General features: G+C 47.0%; 18 protein-coding genes and 1 tRNA gene. 6 read left to right on the top strand and 13 right to left on the bottom strand.

Features of this window, described 5'->3' with window-relative positions; genetic code table 11:
• Positions 1-2 precede the first annotated feature (2 nt).
• From CSH92_RS13060 to tatA, 4 genes are read right to left on the bottom strand one after another with little or no spacing between them, the layout of a single operon-like run.
• Positions 3-578, bottom strand: coding sequence for a hypothetical protein (locus CSH92_RS13060; protein WP_100658079.1), 576 nt, complete (start codon positions 576-578; stop codon positions 3-5).
• A complete protein-coding gene (gene tatC, locus CSH92_RS13055; RefSeq protein WP_100658078.1) occupies positions 575-1,312 on the bottom strand; it encodes a twin-arginine translocase subunit TatC in 738 nt (245 codons plus the stop codon). The genes CSH92_RS13060 and tatC overlap by 4 nt, the downstream gene beginning before the upstream one ends.
• Positions 1,299-1,667, bottom strand: a complete 369-nt coding sequence (tatB, locus tag CSH92_RS13050) for a Sec-independent protein translocase protein TatB (RefSeq protein WP_100658077.1) — start codon at positions 1,665-1,667, stop codon at positions 1,299-1,301. Before tatB ends, tatC begins: the two co-directional genes overlap by 14 nt.
• Positions 1,668-1,672: 5 nt before the next feature.
• A complete protein-coding gene (tatA, locus tag CSH92_RS13045; RefSeq protein WP_100658076.1) occupies positions 1,673-1,903 on the bottom strand; it encodes a Sec-independent protein translocase subunit TatA in 231 nt (76 codons plus the stop codon).
• Positions 1,904-2,040: 137 nt separating this feature from the next.
• Here tatA and CSH92_RS13040 point away from each other — a divergent pair, with 137 nt between their 5' ends.
• Positions 2,041-2,991 carry a TonB-dependent receptor gene (locus tag CSH92_RS13040; RefSeq protein ID WP_100658075.1) on the top strand — a complete coding sequence of 317 codons (951 nt, stop codon included), beginning with the start codon at positions 2,041-2,043 and terminating at the stop codon, positions 2,989-2,991.
• Here the strand turns inward: CSH92_RS13040 and ilvN are convergent, their stop codons facing one another.
• The 6 genes from ilvN to orn form a co-directional block, all read right to left on the bottom strand.
• Positions 2,992-3,489: an acetolactate synthase small subunit gene (gene ilvN, locus CSH92_RS13035; protein ID WP_100658074.1), complete on the bottom strand. Its 498-nt coding sequence runs from the start codon at positions 3,487-3,489 to the stop codon at positions 2,992-2,994. It abuts the gene before it with no gap.
• Positions 3,489-5,207, bottom strand: coding sequence for an acetolactate synthase 3 large subunit (locus CSH92_RS13030; RefSeq protein ID WP_100658073.1), 1,719 nt, complete (start codon positions 5,205-5,207; stop codon positions 3,489-3,491). The genes ilvN and CSH92_RS13030 overlap by 1 nt, the downstream gene beginning before the upstream one ends.
• A gap of 222 nt (positions 5,208-5,429) precedes the next feature.
• A complete protein-coding gene (locus tag CSH92_RS13025; RefSeq protein ID WP_100658072.1) occupies positions 5,430-5,804 on the bottom strand; it encodes a MaoP family protein in 375 nt (124 codons plus the stop codon).
• 112 nt (positions 5,805-5,916) lie between these two features.
• Complete coding sequence (locus CSH92_RS13020; RefSeq protein WP_100658071.1) at positions 5,917-6,417, bottom strand: DUF4442 domain-containing protein; 501 nt, start codon at positions 6,415-6,417, stop codon at positions 5,917-5,919.
• Between the two features lie 260 nt (positions 6,418-6,677).
• Positions 6,678-6,753: transfer RNA gene (locus CSH92_RS13015), tRNA-Gly, on the bottom strand.
• Positions 6,754-7,006: 253 nt separating this feature from the next.
• Positions 7,007-7,552, bottom strand: coding sequence for an oligoribonuclease (orn, locus tag CSH92_RS13010; RefSeq protein ID WP_100658070.1), 546 nt, complete (start codon positions 7,550-7,552; stop codon positions 7,007-7,009).
• Between the two features lie 98 nt (positions 7,553-7,650).
• Here orn and rsgA point away from each other — a divergent pair, with 98 nt between their 5' ends.
• The 4 genes from rsgA to CSH92_RS12990 all read left to right on the top strand — a co-directional run bounded on the left by rsgA (position 7,651) and on the right by CSH92_RS12990 (position 11,302).
• Positions 7,651-8,697 carry a small ribosomal subunit biogenesis GTPase RsgA gene (rsgA, locus tag CSH92_RS13005; RefSeq protein WP_100658069.1) on the top strand — a complete coding sequence of 349 codons (1,047 nt, stop codon included), beginning with the start codon at positions 7,651-7,653 and terminating at the stop codon, positions 8,695-8,697.
• A gap of 96 nt (positions 8,698-8,793) precedes the next feature.
• Positions 8,794-9,663: an archaetidylserine decarboxylase gene (gene asd, locus CSH92_RS13000; RefSeq protein ID WP_100658068.1), complete on the top strand. Its 870-nt coding sequence runs from the start codon at positions 8,794-8,796 to the stop codon at positions 9,661-9,663.
• A gap of 5 nt (positions 9,664-9,668) precedes the next feature.
• Complete coding sequence (locus CSH92_RS12995) at positions 9,669-10,544, top strand: DMT family transporter (protein WP_100658067.1); 876 nt, start codon at positions 9,669-9,671, stop codon at positions 10,542-10,544.
• A gap of 35 nt (positions 10,545-10,579) precedes the next feature.
• Positions 10,580-11,302, top strand: a complete 723-nt coding sequence (locus CSH92_RS12990; protein ID WP_100658066.1) for a glycerophosphodiester phosphodiesterase — start codon at positions 10,580-10,582, stop codon at positions 11,300-11,302.
• Here the strand turns inward: CSH92_RS12990 and CSH92_RS12985 are convergent.
• Together CSH92_RS12985 and CSH92_RS12980 are read right to left on the bottom strand one after the other, a co-directional pair.
• Positions 11,299-11,691, bottom strand: a complete 393-nt coding sequence (locus CSH92_RS12985; RefSeq protein ID WP_100658230.1) for a MerC domain-containing protein — start codon at positions 11,689-11,691, stop codon at positions 11,299-11,301. The two genes, CSH92_RS12990 and CSH92_RS12985, sit on opposite strands and share 4 nt — an antisense overlap.
• Positions 11,692-11,792: 101 nt before the next feature.
• Entirely contained in the window at positions 11,793-12,611 is an 819-nt protein-coding gene (locus tag CSH92_RS12980) for a divergent polysaccharide deacetylase family protein (RefSeq protein WP_124916961.1), read from the bottom strand.
• A 103-nt stretch (positions 12,612-12,714) separates the two neighbouring features.
• Here CSH92_RS12980 and CSH92_RS12975 point away from each other — a divergent pair, with 103 nt between their 5' ends.
• Positions 12,715-13,701, top strand: coding sequence for a threonine/serine dehydratase (locus tag CSH92_RS12975; RefSeq protein WP_164084740.1), 987 nt, complete (start codon positions 12,715-12,717; stop codon positions 13,699-13,701).
• On the opposite strand, the gene CSH92_RS12970 is transcribed toward CSH92_RS12975, so the two are convergent.
• A complete protein-coding gene (locus CSH92_RS12970) occupies positions 13,702-14,868 on the bottom strand; it encodes a murein hydrolase activator EnvC family protein (protein WP_240612808.1) in 1,167 nt (388 codons plus the stop codon).
• Between the last annotated feature and the right edge of the window lie 16 nt (positions 14,869-14,884).

Genomic DNA, 14,884 nt, shown 5'->3' with positions numbered 1-14,884 from the left:
GATTATTCGTCCCGCTTGACCTTCATGCGTTTATTTACATCATCAGTACTTAAGTAAAAAGCCCCAAGCACGCCGCGCTCAACATAGACAGTATCTCCCACTGAAACTTTCAAGGTACTGCTGTCTTGTTGCCGCCAGCGCTGACCATTATCCAGCGTAATTAGGCGCTTGCGCCGAGCATCGGTGCTGATCTTAGTAATGACTGCATACAATTTCTGGATCATCGCGTCAGTGTCTTGGCGATGCTCTAATCCAAACTGCGATTCTGCATCATTAACCGGCGCTGCAGGAGCATCTACCACTTGACGCGCAGGTGCTGCAGGCGGTGTTACCCTTGCCTGCGCCGCTGGAGGAGTTACAGATGCAGAAGGCAATACCAGTTGCCCCCCTTTATACTCACGCACCGACTTAGCCACACGATCATAACAGACTAGGCGTTGCAAACTATTGGCTTCACTGCTGCAGTTTTGAATAGCATCTTGCAACGTCTGTGATTGGGCCAATACCGTCGCAGAATTGGCGCCTAAAAGAATTGCCGTCAAAACCAAGCTGAATGCGCGAAAAGAGACTCGTTTCATGTACTTTCCTGTTGTTGTTTTTTTGCCGAGTATAGACCGCCCACGACCACACCAAGTTCAAATAAAAGCCACATGGGCAGGGCTAAAAGTGTTTGTGAAATAACATCCGGTGGCGTTAATAGCATACCAACGACAAAAACCCCGACAATCACATAAGGACGCTTTGCCCGCAGTGAGTTGGCGTCGGTAACGCCGGTCCAACACATAAGAATAATCGCGATAGGAATTTCAAATGACAATCCGAACGCGAAGAATAGTTTCAACACAAAGTTAAGATAACTGTTGATGTCGGTACTTACCAGAACCCCCTCTGGTGCGACACTATTAAAAAACGCGAAGGCCAGCGGAAACACGACAAAATAGGCAAATGCCATCCCTGCATAAAATAATAGGGTACTAGACAAAAGTAGCGGCGCTACCAATCGCTTTTCATTTTGATAAAGCCCAGGGGCAACAAATCCCCAAACTTGATATAGGATGTACGGAATAGCTATGAAAAATGCCAGTACCATAGTGAGTTTAAACGGCGCAAAAAAGGGCGACGCTACATCTGTAGCAATCATGTTGGCACCTTCAGGCATCGTCGCCAGTAGGGGCTGCGCGAGCAAATGATATAGATCCTGAGCAAAATACGCCAACGCTAAGAAAACCACCAAAACACTCAATAACGCTTTGAGGATCCGGCTGCGTAACTCGATAAGGTGGGATATAAGATTATTTTCAGGATTTTGCATGCGTATCTTGCTGTTTATCTGCCGCAGCGTCCGCTGGCTCATCTTGATCTTGCGCAGGTTTTGATTTGTAAGGTTGTTGTACTGACTCAGCCGCCACTTTTAGCTCCGCTACGCTACGTTGCAACTCCGGCGACAAGTTTTGCATATCCATAGATTCGGCTTTGCGTAAATTTTCATGCAACTCATGGATGCGTAATTGCTCGTCCATTTCTGCCTTGAAACCACTGGCCATCGACTTAACACTGCGAATCGTGCGCGCAGTCGAACGTATAGCACCGGGCAAGCGCTCGGGCCCGAGGACTAACAACGCCATCACACCAATGACCAATAATTCCCAAAAACCAATATCAAACATAGAATTTATGCGTCAGTTTTATCCGCTTTTGTCGCCTGTGCAGCTGCCTGCTTGTCATTCTGTTCGGCCACTTTTTTCGGTTCTTCAAAATCTGCATCTTGGTCGTTCACAGCTTTCTTGAAGCCTTTTACCGCTGAGCCTAGGTCACTGCCCATGCCGCGTAATTTTTTAGTGCCAAACAATAGAACGACAATGACCAAAATGATCAGTAGCTGCCAAAGACTAATTCCACCCATACTTCACCCATAATTGGTATCTATAATGCATACACTGCATTGTGTCACAACCCACCTATCCAATGCTACGAAGATTTGCCATTATAGGTATTAGATAGTCGCAAAAATTGGCCTGCTCGTATGGTGGTTTTTACAAAATGAAACATCCTTGCTGCAAACATAACAAAGTACGGGTCATTGCTGGCTTCTTCAGCCTGCTGCCCTGTCTTGTTCTGGCGCAAGAAATTGACTCAACACATGAGAGTGATGCGTGGTTCGATGCGTGGCATTCCCAATTTGAAACAGCAATGGACAGTACTGCACAAGATTTGGATGCCTTTTTTGCGCTTGCCAATGATCGGTCGCATGAAGATGCAAGGGCTTCAGGTCGCATCCGTATAGGTTGGGAGCCGCGCAGCCGCGACTTTGCTGAATTTGACGTCCGCTTTAGAGTCAGAGTAAAACTTCCCGCACTTAAAAACCGCGTGGATTTACTCCTTACCGATGATGAAGATGATTTGGACGAAAATAGCGTAAAAGCCTCGCGAAACGATCAATTAGGCCGGCGTGATCAAACAACATTGTCTTTGCGTTTTAGGCGCAGTCCGGATGCAAAACTATCCCATCGCATCGGATTTGGTCGCCGCGATCAAGTGTTTGTCAAAAGCCGTTATCGCAATCATTACGACATTGATCCACAAAATGCGCTGTTCTATGACGCCGAACTTTACTATTACAATCGAGACCGCTTGGGCGGAGAACTTGGTTTAACCTATCAACACCTTATTGACGACCATACGCTTTGGCGACTCAATAATCGGTACTATTACCGCGATATCAGTAATGACTGGCGCTGGCGTCACGAGGCTCAGTGGTTAAGCCAAACAAGTGCGAATAGTGCGTTCATTTACACGCTGTTTGTTGAGGGAATAAGCCGCCCTAACATGCACACAGAGCAAGTATTCACCAGTGTGCGTTGGCGTACAAACCCAACTCGGCATTGGCTATTTTATGAGGTCGAGCCATTTGTTCTTTGGCTCAAAGAGGAAGACTTCAAGCCATCTTATGGCATTGCCCTGCGGCTTGAAGTCCATTATGGTCGAATCTAATTAAGGGCGTAACGCTTTTTCACCTCTCGCCAACCCGCAAACACCGGTGCGCGAAGATTCGATAATTTCAGTACTTTGTGCCAATGTAGCAGCAAATGCATCCAGTTTGTCGCTCGTTCCCGTAACCTCGATGGTGTAGTTCGACGCGTTCACATCGACGATCCTTGCCCGGAAAATATCGACATTACGCTTTACTTCAGCACGCGCCAATTCAGTTCTAGTGGCAACTTTGATCAACATTAGCTCACGCTCAACGTGTGCGCCCTCTGTTAAATCAACAACCTTCAAAACATCAATCAGCTTATTCACCTGTTTAGTGATCTGTTCTATCACTTTATCATCGCCATGGGTGATGATTGTCAGGCGCGATAAACTGGGGTCATCCGTTGGTGCAACACATAAAGAATCAACGTTGTAACCGCGCTGAGAAAAAACCCCAACAATTCGAGACAGCGCACCCGGAGCATTTTCCATTAACACAGAAATAATTCGTTTCATTAGGTACGCTCCGTTTTGCTTAATCGCATATCATCCATTGCACCCCATTTAATTTGCATAGGGTAAACATGTTCATTTTGGTCAACCGCAATGTCCATAAAGACTAAGCGATCAGTTAGCGAGAAACACTCTTGCATCGCCGCATCCAAATCCTCTAAACGGTCAACTTTCATGCCTACATGGCCATACGCCTCGGCGAGCTTGACGAAATCAGGCATTGAATCCATGTAACTATGCGAGTGGCGACCTTTGTAAATCATGTCTTGCCACTGACGAACCATTCCAAGTGCACGGTTGTTCAATGAAATAATTTTGATCGGCAAGTTATATTGCAAACAGGTTGATAGTTCTTGGATATTCATCTGAATACTACCGTCACCAGTGATCACAACCGAAGTTGCCTCTGGATGCGCAAACTGCACTCCCATAGCCGCCGGTAAGCCGAAGCCCATAGTGCCCAGGCCTCCCGAATTAATCCACTGGCGTGGTTTGGCAAACGGATAGTACAGCGCAGCAAACATTTGGTGCTGACCAACATCAGAGCTGATGAACGCTTCTCCATTGGTGTGTTTATACACCGCTTCAACCACTTTTTGCGGCTTAATGACATCGCTTGAATCTGCGTACTTCAGACATTGACGCGCTCGCCATTGATGAATTTGCTCCCACCAATCTTGTAAACGTTCAGTTTGCTGAGATAAGTCACGTTCGGCTAATTCTGCGAGAAACTGCTCACACACTTTGTCAACCGATCCCACAACGGGAATATGTGCATTAACGGTTTTTGAAATTGACGCTGGGTCAATGTCGACGTGGATGATGGTTGCATGCGGGCAAAACTTATCCACGTTATTCGTGACCCGATCATCAAAGCGTGCCCCCAAGGCAACAATACAATCCGAGTTATGCATGGATTTATTGGCCTCAAGAGTACCGTGCATACCCAACATTCCCAAACTCTGTTCATGAGTGCCTGAAAAAGCGCCCAGTCCCATAAGCGTGCAGGTAACAGGGGCTTTCAATAGCTCTGCCAGCTCTGTTACTTGGGCTGAAGCATTCGAATTGATTGCCCCGCCACCCACGTATAAAACAGGACGTTCGGCATTAACGATCGCTTCCACCGCTTTTTTAATTTGCTTGCGGTGACCACGCTCCGTTGGATTGTAAGAACGCATGCTAACATCGTCAGGAAACACGTAAGGGTGGGATTCTTGAACATTCACCAGATCTTTGGGTAAATCAACCACAACCGGACCCGGACGACCACTGTTCGCGATGTAGTACGCTTTGGCAATTGCCATCGGAATGTCTTCTGTGCGTTTAACTAAAAAGCTATGCTTGACCACTGGTCGCGAGCAACCCACCATATCAGTCTCTTGGAAGGCATCCTCACCGATATGCATACTGGGTACCTGACCCGATAACACGACCATGGGAATGCTGTCCATGTAGGCAGTTGCAATTCCAGTCAGTGTATTCGTTGCACCGGGGCCTGAAGTAACTAGCACTGTACCGGTTTTGCCTGTTGACCGCGCATAGCCGTCTGCCATGTGCGCCGCAGCTTGCTCATGACGCACCAGAACATGTTTGACATGGTCCTGCGCAAACAGCGCATCATAAATGTCCAATACCGCACCACCTGGGTATCCGAATACGTGGGTTACGCCAACATCTTTGAGCGCTTCTACCACCATGGCTGCGCCTGACATCATTTTCACTCGCACATCTCCTGAGGTTGGCTATTTTCAATAGCGATTAAGAGCTTGATTTTCGAGTGACTATACCGAGGACAATTGGGTATTAAAACAACAGTTTGAATAATAGTGAGGCACATATCCCAAAACAGGGGATTTTTGGGATGAACATCCTAAAATAGCGAGCCAAAATCGCTCTTTTAGGGGTTTTTTACATTTTATTTACATTATTTTAGGCTAAAAATCCTAATCATCTATAACGATATCTGAGTCTTCAACGTCGTCTATTGCGTCATCAGAATCATCATTCGAAGTTACTTTACTGGAACCGTAAATATTGCCCATTTTAGGGCGATTAATACGCTTCTGATACTTAACCCATGCTCTCTCCATGATAGATTCAGGTTCACTGCGTCCGTAAGCAGCCTCCAAGAACGCATGGTCGTCTTCTGTTTCAGGGGCTAGTTTTCCATCGACTAACGCAGCCATCAAGCAACCGTATTGACTTAATGCTTTGCTTTCATTGATAGAAAAATCACCAGAACGCGAAAAGCCATAAGGATAGTTTTTCGGATCGCTGAATAACCGTTTTAGCAAATCGATACGAGTTAAATTCGCCATAACATTAAACCTTCCAAATCAAGGGTTAGGAAACTATTTATTGTTGCTTTTTAGGGCGAAATTTGACTGCTGTCAAACGGCTTTTGCATTAAATTTATGTGACGGTTATAGGTTATTGTTTTTTCTTTACTTTTGGTATCCAAGCCCAGACCATTTCGCACAGGACCGGCTCTACATTGAGAGCATCAGTCACCTTAACCTGCACAGTAACCTCGCCTTTTTCTGCCGTTCGTAACTCTTCCAGTTGCTGACCGGTGAGTTCAGCAATTGCCTGCATATCTCCCGTAGAACGTTTTACGTAGCTTAAATTCATGCTTTTGATCAGCGGTAACTTATCCCCCGGCAGGTTGACACCAACAATAAAACCTGTTGCTGATTCTGCTAACAAGGCCATGCCTGCGGCGTGCACACCGCCAATATGGTTTTGCACTTTTTTACGGTTCTTCTGTCGAAACGTCACGCTTTTGAGATCGGTTTCAACAATATCAACACCCGCAGTGCCAGCTAACTTTACTTTAAAACGAAACATCCAGGTCATTAGTCGAGAACTCAACCACGCTGGATATTGATTAACCTTGATAACAAAATTACGTAGTGGATTACCTGACACCATGCTTAAACCCCTCTGGTTAGACCAGTTGAATGTAGCGGGTTACCCGGCGAATTGCAATCGCAATGATTACGCGACCTCTGAAACACACTGGCCGACACTCGGTCGCTACCCACGGGGCGCAGCTATGCTAATTCGATTGATTTAGATGTTACTGAGAAAATTTGGAGCGGGAAACGAGACTCACACTGGCCGACACTCGGTCGCTACCCACGGGGCGCAGCTATGCTAATTCGATTGATTTAGATGTTACTGAGAAAATTTGGAGCGGGAAACGAGACTCGAACTCGCGACCCCAACCTTGGCAAGGTTGTGCTCTACCAACTGAGCTATTCCCGCTTTGAGAGGTGCCTTCTTTCGAAGAGGTGCGCATTTTACAAAATTTTTGGATGAGCGCAACCGAATTTTAAAAAAAAAATATAATTTACGTCCAAAATCGACACGATGACGTTTTCGCTTCAATTCAAGCTATCTAATTTGTCCAACTCTGAGCATGATTCCTTTCTATCTGACAAGTCGTTTGTCGGCTAACGAGCAAAACAAACAATAGCCATCCTACTGCCCTTTGCCTTAGCGATACGAAGATTAGCACTCAAATAGAAAACACATGCTCACGATAAAACTTTAATTCTTCGATGGACTCACGAATATCGTCTAACGCTAGATGAACATTCTTTTTACTGAAGCCTTCCAATTTCTCTGGCTGCCAGCGCGCTACCAGCTCTTTAATCGTACTAACGTCGACATTCCGATAATGAAAATAGTCTTCCAACGTCGACATATACTTAACCATAAAGCGTCGATCTTGACCGATAGAGTTACCACATAATGGTGACTTTCCTTTGGGCACATAGTTTTGTAAAAACGCGATGGTTTGCTCTGCTGCCTGGGTAACATCCACTGTACTTTCTCTGCAGCGCTGGGTGAGCCCTGTTTTACCATGCGTTTCTATACACCAAGGATCCATATTATCGAGGACTTCATCGGGCTGATGAATCGCAATCACGGGGCCTTCCGCGAGTACGTTAAGTTGTGCATCTGTCACAATTGTTGCAATCTCAAGTACCACACAACTTTCCGGATCGAGGCCCGTCATTTCCATATCAATCCAAACTAAGTTTTTATCATTCAGCATCATAGGTACTCTCAATAGGTAGAATAAATCGATTAAAGCGTGGCACTTCTTATCGGCAAACGGTAACATGACAAGGCAATTGAGCCAACGATTAGAAGCCTGTGAAGAAAAAACGGCATTTAACGCACCAACAAAAGCGCAGGATCAGTGCGAATCGGACGCGCCGCTTAGAACAGCGGCAAAAAACTGATACCACAGCCATTACTCAAGACACCCCAATGCTTTCCGGCACCGTTATTGGTCGCTTTGGTCAACACGCTGATGTCGAAATCTCACATGACGAGACACGCCGTTGCCATATTCGTCGAAGCGTGGATTCCGTGGTGTGTGGTGACCGGGTTGAAATTAGCACCGGGCAAGACAGTGCAGGCGGACTAGAAGGCGTGATTGAAGCGGTGCACGACAGAAAAACTGTGCTCACCCGCCCCGACTTTTATGACGGTATAAAGCCAATAGCAGCCAACATCGACCAAATTATTATCGTTAGCTCAATAAAGCCAGAACTCTCCACCCACATTATTGACCGCTATTTAGTTGCGTGTGAAGACACCCAAATTCCCGCTGTCATTGTGATCAATAAAATGGACCTGTTAAGTGCCGATGAACAGGAACAGGTGCAAGAGGATATCCAACTGTATCGCGATTTAGGGTATCCGGTAGTGTTTACCAGTTGTAAAACTGAAGATGGATTGCTGCCGCTACAAACTATCTTAAATCACAAAGTCAGTGTGTTTGTTGGTCAGAGTGGCGTGGGCAAATCCAGTCTAATTAACGTGTTGCTCCCAGACGCTGATGAACTCACCGGCGAGATTTCAGATACCTCGGGGTTAGGCCAGCACACAACCACTACAGCCAAGTTGTTACATTTCCCATCAGGTGGCGATCTCATTGACTCTCCCGGTGTTAGAGAGTTTGGTTTATGGCACTTACCAGTAGAGCAAATAACCCATGGTTTTGTCGAATTTCGCGATTATTTAGGCGGTTGTAAATTTCGCGACTGCAAACACCTCAACGATCCAGGCTGCATAATTACACAGGCAGTCGCAGACGGCGAAATCTCACAACAACGCTTCGAAAGTTATCACAAAATTTTGGCCAACCTTGACGAGGCACGCCCTAGTCATGCTCAAAAGCCCGGACGCAACTAAGATATAGCTAACTGGACTGTTCAATCACACTAATATTGCTATTTAGGCACTCAGAATAGTGTACAATTCAGCGGTCATTATTGCGGAGTTGAGTTTGTGATTAACTGGTTTAAGGTCAACGTACAATATATCTTGCCTAAACATTTGATTTCCCGTTTAGTCGGTTCATTGGCCAGTGCCAATGCGGGCTGGCTAACCACATCGTTGATTAAAGTTTTTATTAAACAGTTCAACGTAGACATGCAGGAAGCTGCCGAGCCAGATCCAGAAAAGTATCCAACCTTCAATGCGTTTTTTACGCGCTTACTCAAAGACGGCGCGCGCCCCATCGATTCAGATGATTCGGTGTTATGTCACGCAGTGGACGGCACAGTAAGTCAGCTTGGCCCGATCCGTAACGATGCCATCTTTCAAGCCAAAGGGCATGACTATAGTCTTACCGCTTTGCTCGGTGGCAAGCCAGAAGTCGCGGCCCCGTTTAAGAATGGAACATTTGCTACGATCTATTTATCACCGCGAGATTACCACCGCATTCACATGCCAATTGATGGTGTGTTAACCGATATGTTGTACGTACCCGGCGATTTGTTTTCAGTTAATCCATTAACGGCAGAAAACGTACCCGGTTTGTTTGCCCGCAACGAACGAGTCGTTGCAATATTCGATACCGATGTTGGAAAAATGGCTATCGTACTGGTGGGCGCTACGATCGTGGCAAGCATAGCTACCGTTTGGGCGGGCACCGTAACACCACCCGCAGGCCCAAATGTTATGCACTGGCAGTACGACACTAGCAATCCTGATAACATCATCACGCTAAAGAAAGGCGAGGAGATGGGTTTGTTTAAGTTAGGTTCGACTATTGTCGCCTGCTTTGAACCTGAAAGTATCCAGTTGGAAACCATGCAAGCCGGTGATGTTACCCGCTTAGGTACGCCATTTGCGAGAAAACTGGGCGTATCATAACGCCCATGGATCCCATTAAACGCAGCCTAATCTCGCTGCATATTACCGTCATTTTGTTAAGCGCCGCGTCTTTGTTTTCGGTGCTTATTCCTTTGAATGCAATAGATATCACCTTCGGACGCTCGCTTTTTGCATGTCTCGCCTTGCTAGCCTTTATGCTAGCCACGCGATCTACGTTTCGATTGGCAACACCACGTTGTTATTTCGTCGCTGCCGGGCTAGGTGTACTAATGGCGGCGCATTGGTCAAGCTACTTTGCCGCAATGCAGTATGCCGGGGTATCCGTTGGCATGATTGCCTTGTTCACCTTTCCTGTGATCACAGTTCTCATAGAGCCACTGTTTGAACGCTTTCGTCTGGCCTGGCAAGACATTGTGAGTGCTTTAGTGGTGATTATTGGGATTTATTTAATTGTCCCCACCCCCAATATCGCCGACGACACCACATTAGGCGTCGCCATTGGGATCAGCTCAGCCGTATTATATGCTCTGCGCAATTTGCTACACCGTAAGTATTTTGCTCACTATGGCGGGGCACGCACCATGTTTTACCAGATTTTAGTCGTTTGCGTGTGCCTTGCACTTTTTGTATCACCAGATTTTCTGCGGGCGAGTGCAGATGTTTGGTGGCAGTTGGTGATCCTCGGTAGTGTATTGACCGCATTACCTCATGCATTGGTGGCGTCTAGCTTGCAGTATCTACGTGCCAAGACTTTCTCTTTGATCGCCTGTATGCAACCTTTTTACGGTGTTATTCTCGCTATTTTAGTGCTCAACGAAAATCCTAGTCTTAGCACATTGATTGGTGGTATTTTGGTGGTCTCTGCGTCCGTTTACGAAACCATGAATGCACACACTCGACAAGCAACCAGTGGCACGTAAGAGCGGCTTAAGCAAACTGTTCGATAGGTAAAAAGATGCATATTTTTGCCCACCGCGGTGCCAGCGGGCACGCGCCGGAAAATACCCTGGCAGCTATTCAACTAGCCTTAGACATTGACATCTACGGTGTCGAGATAGATATCTTTCAAGTAGAAGATGAGTTTGTATTAATGCACGACCGTTGGCTGACCCGTACCACCGGGGAAAAAATACGGATTGATCAAGTTAGCCTACAACAACTCAGTGAACTAAACGCTGGCAGCTATCTCGATGCACCGCAGAAGGTTCCGACCCTCGCCGATGTGTTGCGGCTGAATTGGCAGAACAAAGTATTAAATATAGAAATAAAAGCCATTAAGTCGATACAGCAATTATATGCGTATATTGAACGTCATCGCCCCGCCACACTCAGCCCCAACCAGATAGTATTATCTTCGTTTAATCATCTGCTGTTACTAGATGCTCAAGCGCTTGAATTGCCCTATCCGCGTGGTTGGCTAAGTGCATCGATGCCAGTAGGCAAGGCGCATGAGGCTGAAGTGTTGGACTGTCAAATATTGGGGATAGATGCAGACGTACTTAATGTTGAGCTCATCAACGATGCCCATCAGCGTGGCATAAAAGTCGCTGTGTATACAGTAGATGAAACGGATGATATCGACTGGCTTAAAACGCTTGGCGTGGATGCGGTGTTTACCAACTTTCCAGCTCGGGTGCTCCAGCACCTGCAGCAAAGAGACTCTAGTTCGCCGCGTTAACGACTAGACAGGACGGCTTCACACTCGGTTCTTTTGGCAATTTTATGGGCTCTGCATAAGCGCAAGTTCATTACGTGTGCTGCAATAATCAAACTGGCCCCCATCGCAATGGTGATGGGTTCAAACGCTTCGCCCAAGATATCTTTATTCCAGTAAATCAAACCGCCAGCAAAAAGTGCTAATGCAGGCAAAATTTGGCGGTGGTAACGGATGTAACCGACGCTTAAAGCGGCCAGACCCACCAACAATGATAGACTCAAAATTGTGCGTTCAAACCATGCTTCTGCCACAAACGAGCTTGCAATTAATGGTGCAATAGGCAATAAAAGCGGCAACGCAAGGCAGTGCAACGCGCACAACCCTGACACCCAAATGCCCAATTTATCCATTAATAAGCGTGTGTTATCTGACACGAAACAACTGAACCTGACTTTTGCTAAAACGAAGAGACGTTATATTATAACAAATAAAGTGCGGAGCAAAGTAGAATTTAGGGCGATAACTCCACGGATGATTCTGCGTCGGCGCTTAATCTCTCTGTTCCGATATCCTTACGCTTGTCTCGACGCACGATACGTGGGCTTTCTTGCGGGTTGAGCAATTCAGTCACTGCGACAAATATCACATCATTCTGCGCAGCCAAGCGGCGTTGCAATACGGCAAGTGTCTGCGGATGCGGATGTCCTATCCCCAGCGCTTCACCATATTTACGTGACAATCTGACCAGACGGTCAAATTGCTGTTCAATTGCTTCTTCACTTAAATCATGATCAAGAAAGACTTTGCGCTGTACACTTGGGATCCCAAACTCAGTCGCGATGGTAAACGCCTTGCTGTAGCGGGTAGTGCGACTATCCACAAAAAACAAATCATGCTTGGCAACCGCTTGCATTAAGGTTGTCATCGGAAAACTCAACTGGGTGAGTTTACTGCCCATATGGTTATTAAGCCCAACGGCATGCGGAACTGAGGCCAGCGCGTCTTCAAAGGTATCGATCAAATAGTTCGCATTCATGGAAGCCAATAACGCACCCGGCCCTAGGTTTTGTGGGTGCAAGGTCTCCATGGGTAAATGCAGCATGACCACTCGACCTTGCTGATCCGCCATTGCTGAAAAGCGCTTTGAGTGTTGCGTGTGTGGCAATATCGCGAAGGCCACGTGTGAAGGCAGCTCAAAGGCGTGGAAGTCAGTATCGCGATAACCCATGTCGTCAATGATCAACGCAACCTTGGGGACCGTCTTAGCGAAGCTGCTCGGCGCGACAACCAAGAGGGCCGAACAAATAAGTGAAATTAAGACTCGAGACACAATCAATGCTAGGATGTTTTTTCATTAGCATAACAATGCAAGCGTCCAATTGCGACAGTTACGTTGGGATACGCATTTGCATAGTCACCGGGGGCGATTAAGAGTGTCAGATATCAATTGGAGCGACGCCATAACTCAAGCACGCATAGCTCTGAGTGATGCGAAAACTCCCCCATACTCAACCGCGCTTGAATTTAGTCCATTCTTTAGTGCTGGTCACCAATGCCATATTTTTCTAAAACATGAGCATATGCAGCATACCGGTTCATTCAAATACCGTGGTGCCTTAAACAAATTACTAAATCTTACTGATAGCCAGCAACAGGCAGGAATAGTGGTAGCAAGCACTGGCAACCACGCCATGGCATGCGCCTTCGCTGCAGCCGATCTGAATATCGATGCGACAGTCCTAGTACCTGAAAGCGTGGATGAATGTAAGCTAGCGCAAATTTCTCGATTGGGAGCTAATGTTATGCTCGTTGACGGTGACTGTCTGGCTGCAGAAACCGCCGCTCATGCGCTGGCTGAACGCGAAAATAAAACCTACGTATCGCCCTACAATGATGTGCACGTAATCGCAGGGCAAGGAACAGTGGGAATTGAATTAGCACAACAATTACCTGATTTGGATGCGGTATTTGTTGCCGTCGGCGGTGGTGGGTTAATCGGAGGCGTTGGTCACTACCTTAAATCCCTTCACCCGCACGTCGATGTGATTGGCTGCTGGCCTAGCTCAGCGCCAGTAATGGCCCGCTGCTTGGAAGCCGGTCAAGTGATCGAAGTTGCGGAGCAGGCCACCTTATCCGATGCAACGGCTGGTAACATCGAAGCAAATGCACTGACCTTTCGCCTATGTCAGCAAGTCATCGACAAACATGTATTGATCAATGAACAGCAAATTGCCACGGTTATCCAGCAAACGTTAGAGCACGAGCGGCAAGTGATAGAAGGCGCCGCTGCGGTCGCGATTGCAGGTGCATTAAGTTTGAGTGAACAGTACGCGCATAAACAAGTGGCGGTTATCGTATGTGGCCGCAATATCGCCTTCAGCAAGCTATCGTCTATTGTGCGCCAACATGCGAATCAGTAATTAGCGCCACTGCAACCAAGCGCTAGGGTTGAGCGCTTTGCCTTTATGCCGAATTTCAAAATACAAGTTTGGACTTGCTTGCCCACCACTGCGTCCTACCAGCCCAATTGTTTGCCCAGCCGTAACCAGATCCCCTGGCTGGGTGAGTAGCGCTTGGCTGTGCCCGTACACACTCATAAATCCCTCACCGTGATCAATAATCGTTACCAAGCCGAAGCCCTTAAGCCAATCCGCATACAATACTCGACCTTGATAAACGGCTTCGATAGGACTTCCTTCTCGCCCTTCAATGATCACACCGGTCCAGCGCACACTGCCCTGACGACGGTCACCAAAGATGCGCCTAAATCGTCCGTCGGCTGGCATAGCAAGTTGACCTTTTCGATGCTCTAATCCATCGAGTTCTGTGGGTTGTTGCTGGGCGCGCTGACGCGCTTGCTCGATGGCATTAACTAAAGCTTGTGCACTGGCTTGCAGCTGCTCCACTCGCTCCGCGTCTGTTTGAATTGATTGACTCAGCGCTGTTAAGGTGGTCTCTCGCTGACGTTGTTGTTCATCAAGCGCTTGTTGCTGCTGTTTTTGCTGCGTTAGCAACTCACTTAAACGGGTAATGGTTACGCTAAGATCGCGATTAATCTCGGCTAAGGCGAGCATGTCGCCGCGAAATCGTTCAATTGACTGGCGCCGAGCTTCACTCACGTATTGATAATAACTCAACACACGTTCAAATTTTGCGGCATCCTCTTGATTTAACAACATTTTAGCGTAGTCATAATTGCCAGCCAGAAATGCACTTTTAATTTGCGCCGCGAGCTGCATTTGCTGCTGTGCAATCTTGCGTTCAGTGTCTGCTTGCTGCTGCTCAAGATCACGCTGTTTGACGCGGTTGTCTTCCAGATTTCGGTTGGTTTTCGAAAGCGCCTTGGCGCTGTCCGAAATAGCGATTTCGGCCTGCTTTAATTGTGTTTCTAGTGCTTGTGCACGGGCTTGCTTCTCTTTTAACTGTGCTTGAGTTTCTCGCAGCTGTTGCTGAATTGCCTCTAGCTCTTGTTCACTCGCTTCTTGTGCACTGACAAACGTAGTGACTAATGCGCAGATACAAAAAAGCACCATGCGACGGCAAAAACCTTTACACAGTGCTTGATGATGTAGAGACAGCAGCGACAAAAGTCATTCCTCAGGA

Source organism: Neoalteromonas flava (assembly GCF_002807685.1).
In the GTDB taxonomy this organism is placed as follows: Bacteria; Pseudomonadota; Gammaproteobacteria; order Enterobacterales; family Alteromonadaceae; genus Alteromonas_E; species Alteromonas_E flava.
Note: the sequence above shows the minus strand (reverse complement) of the source record. Positions and strands in the feature narration are given on the sequence as shown.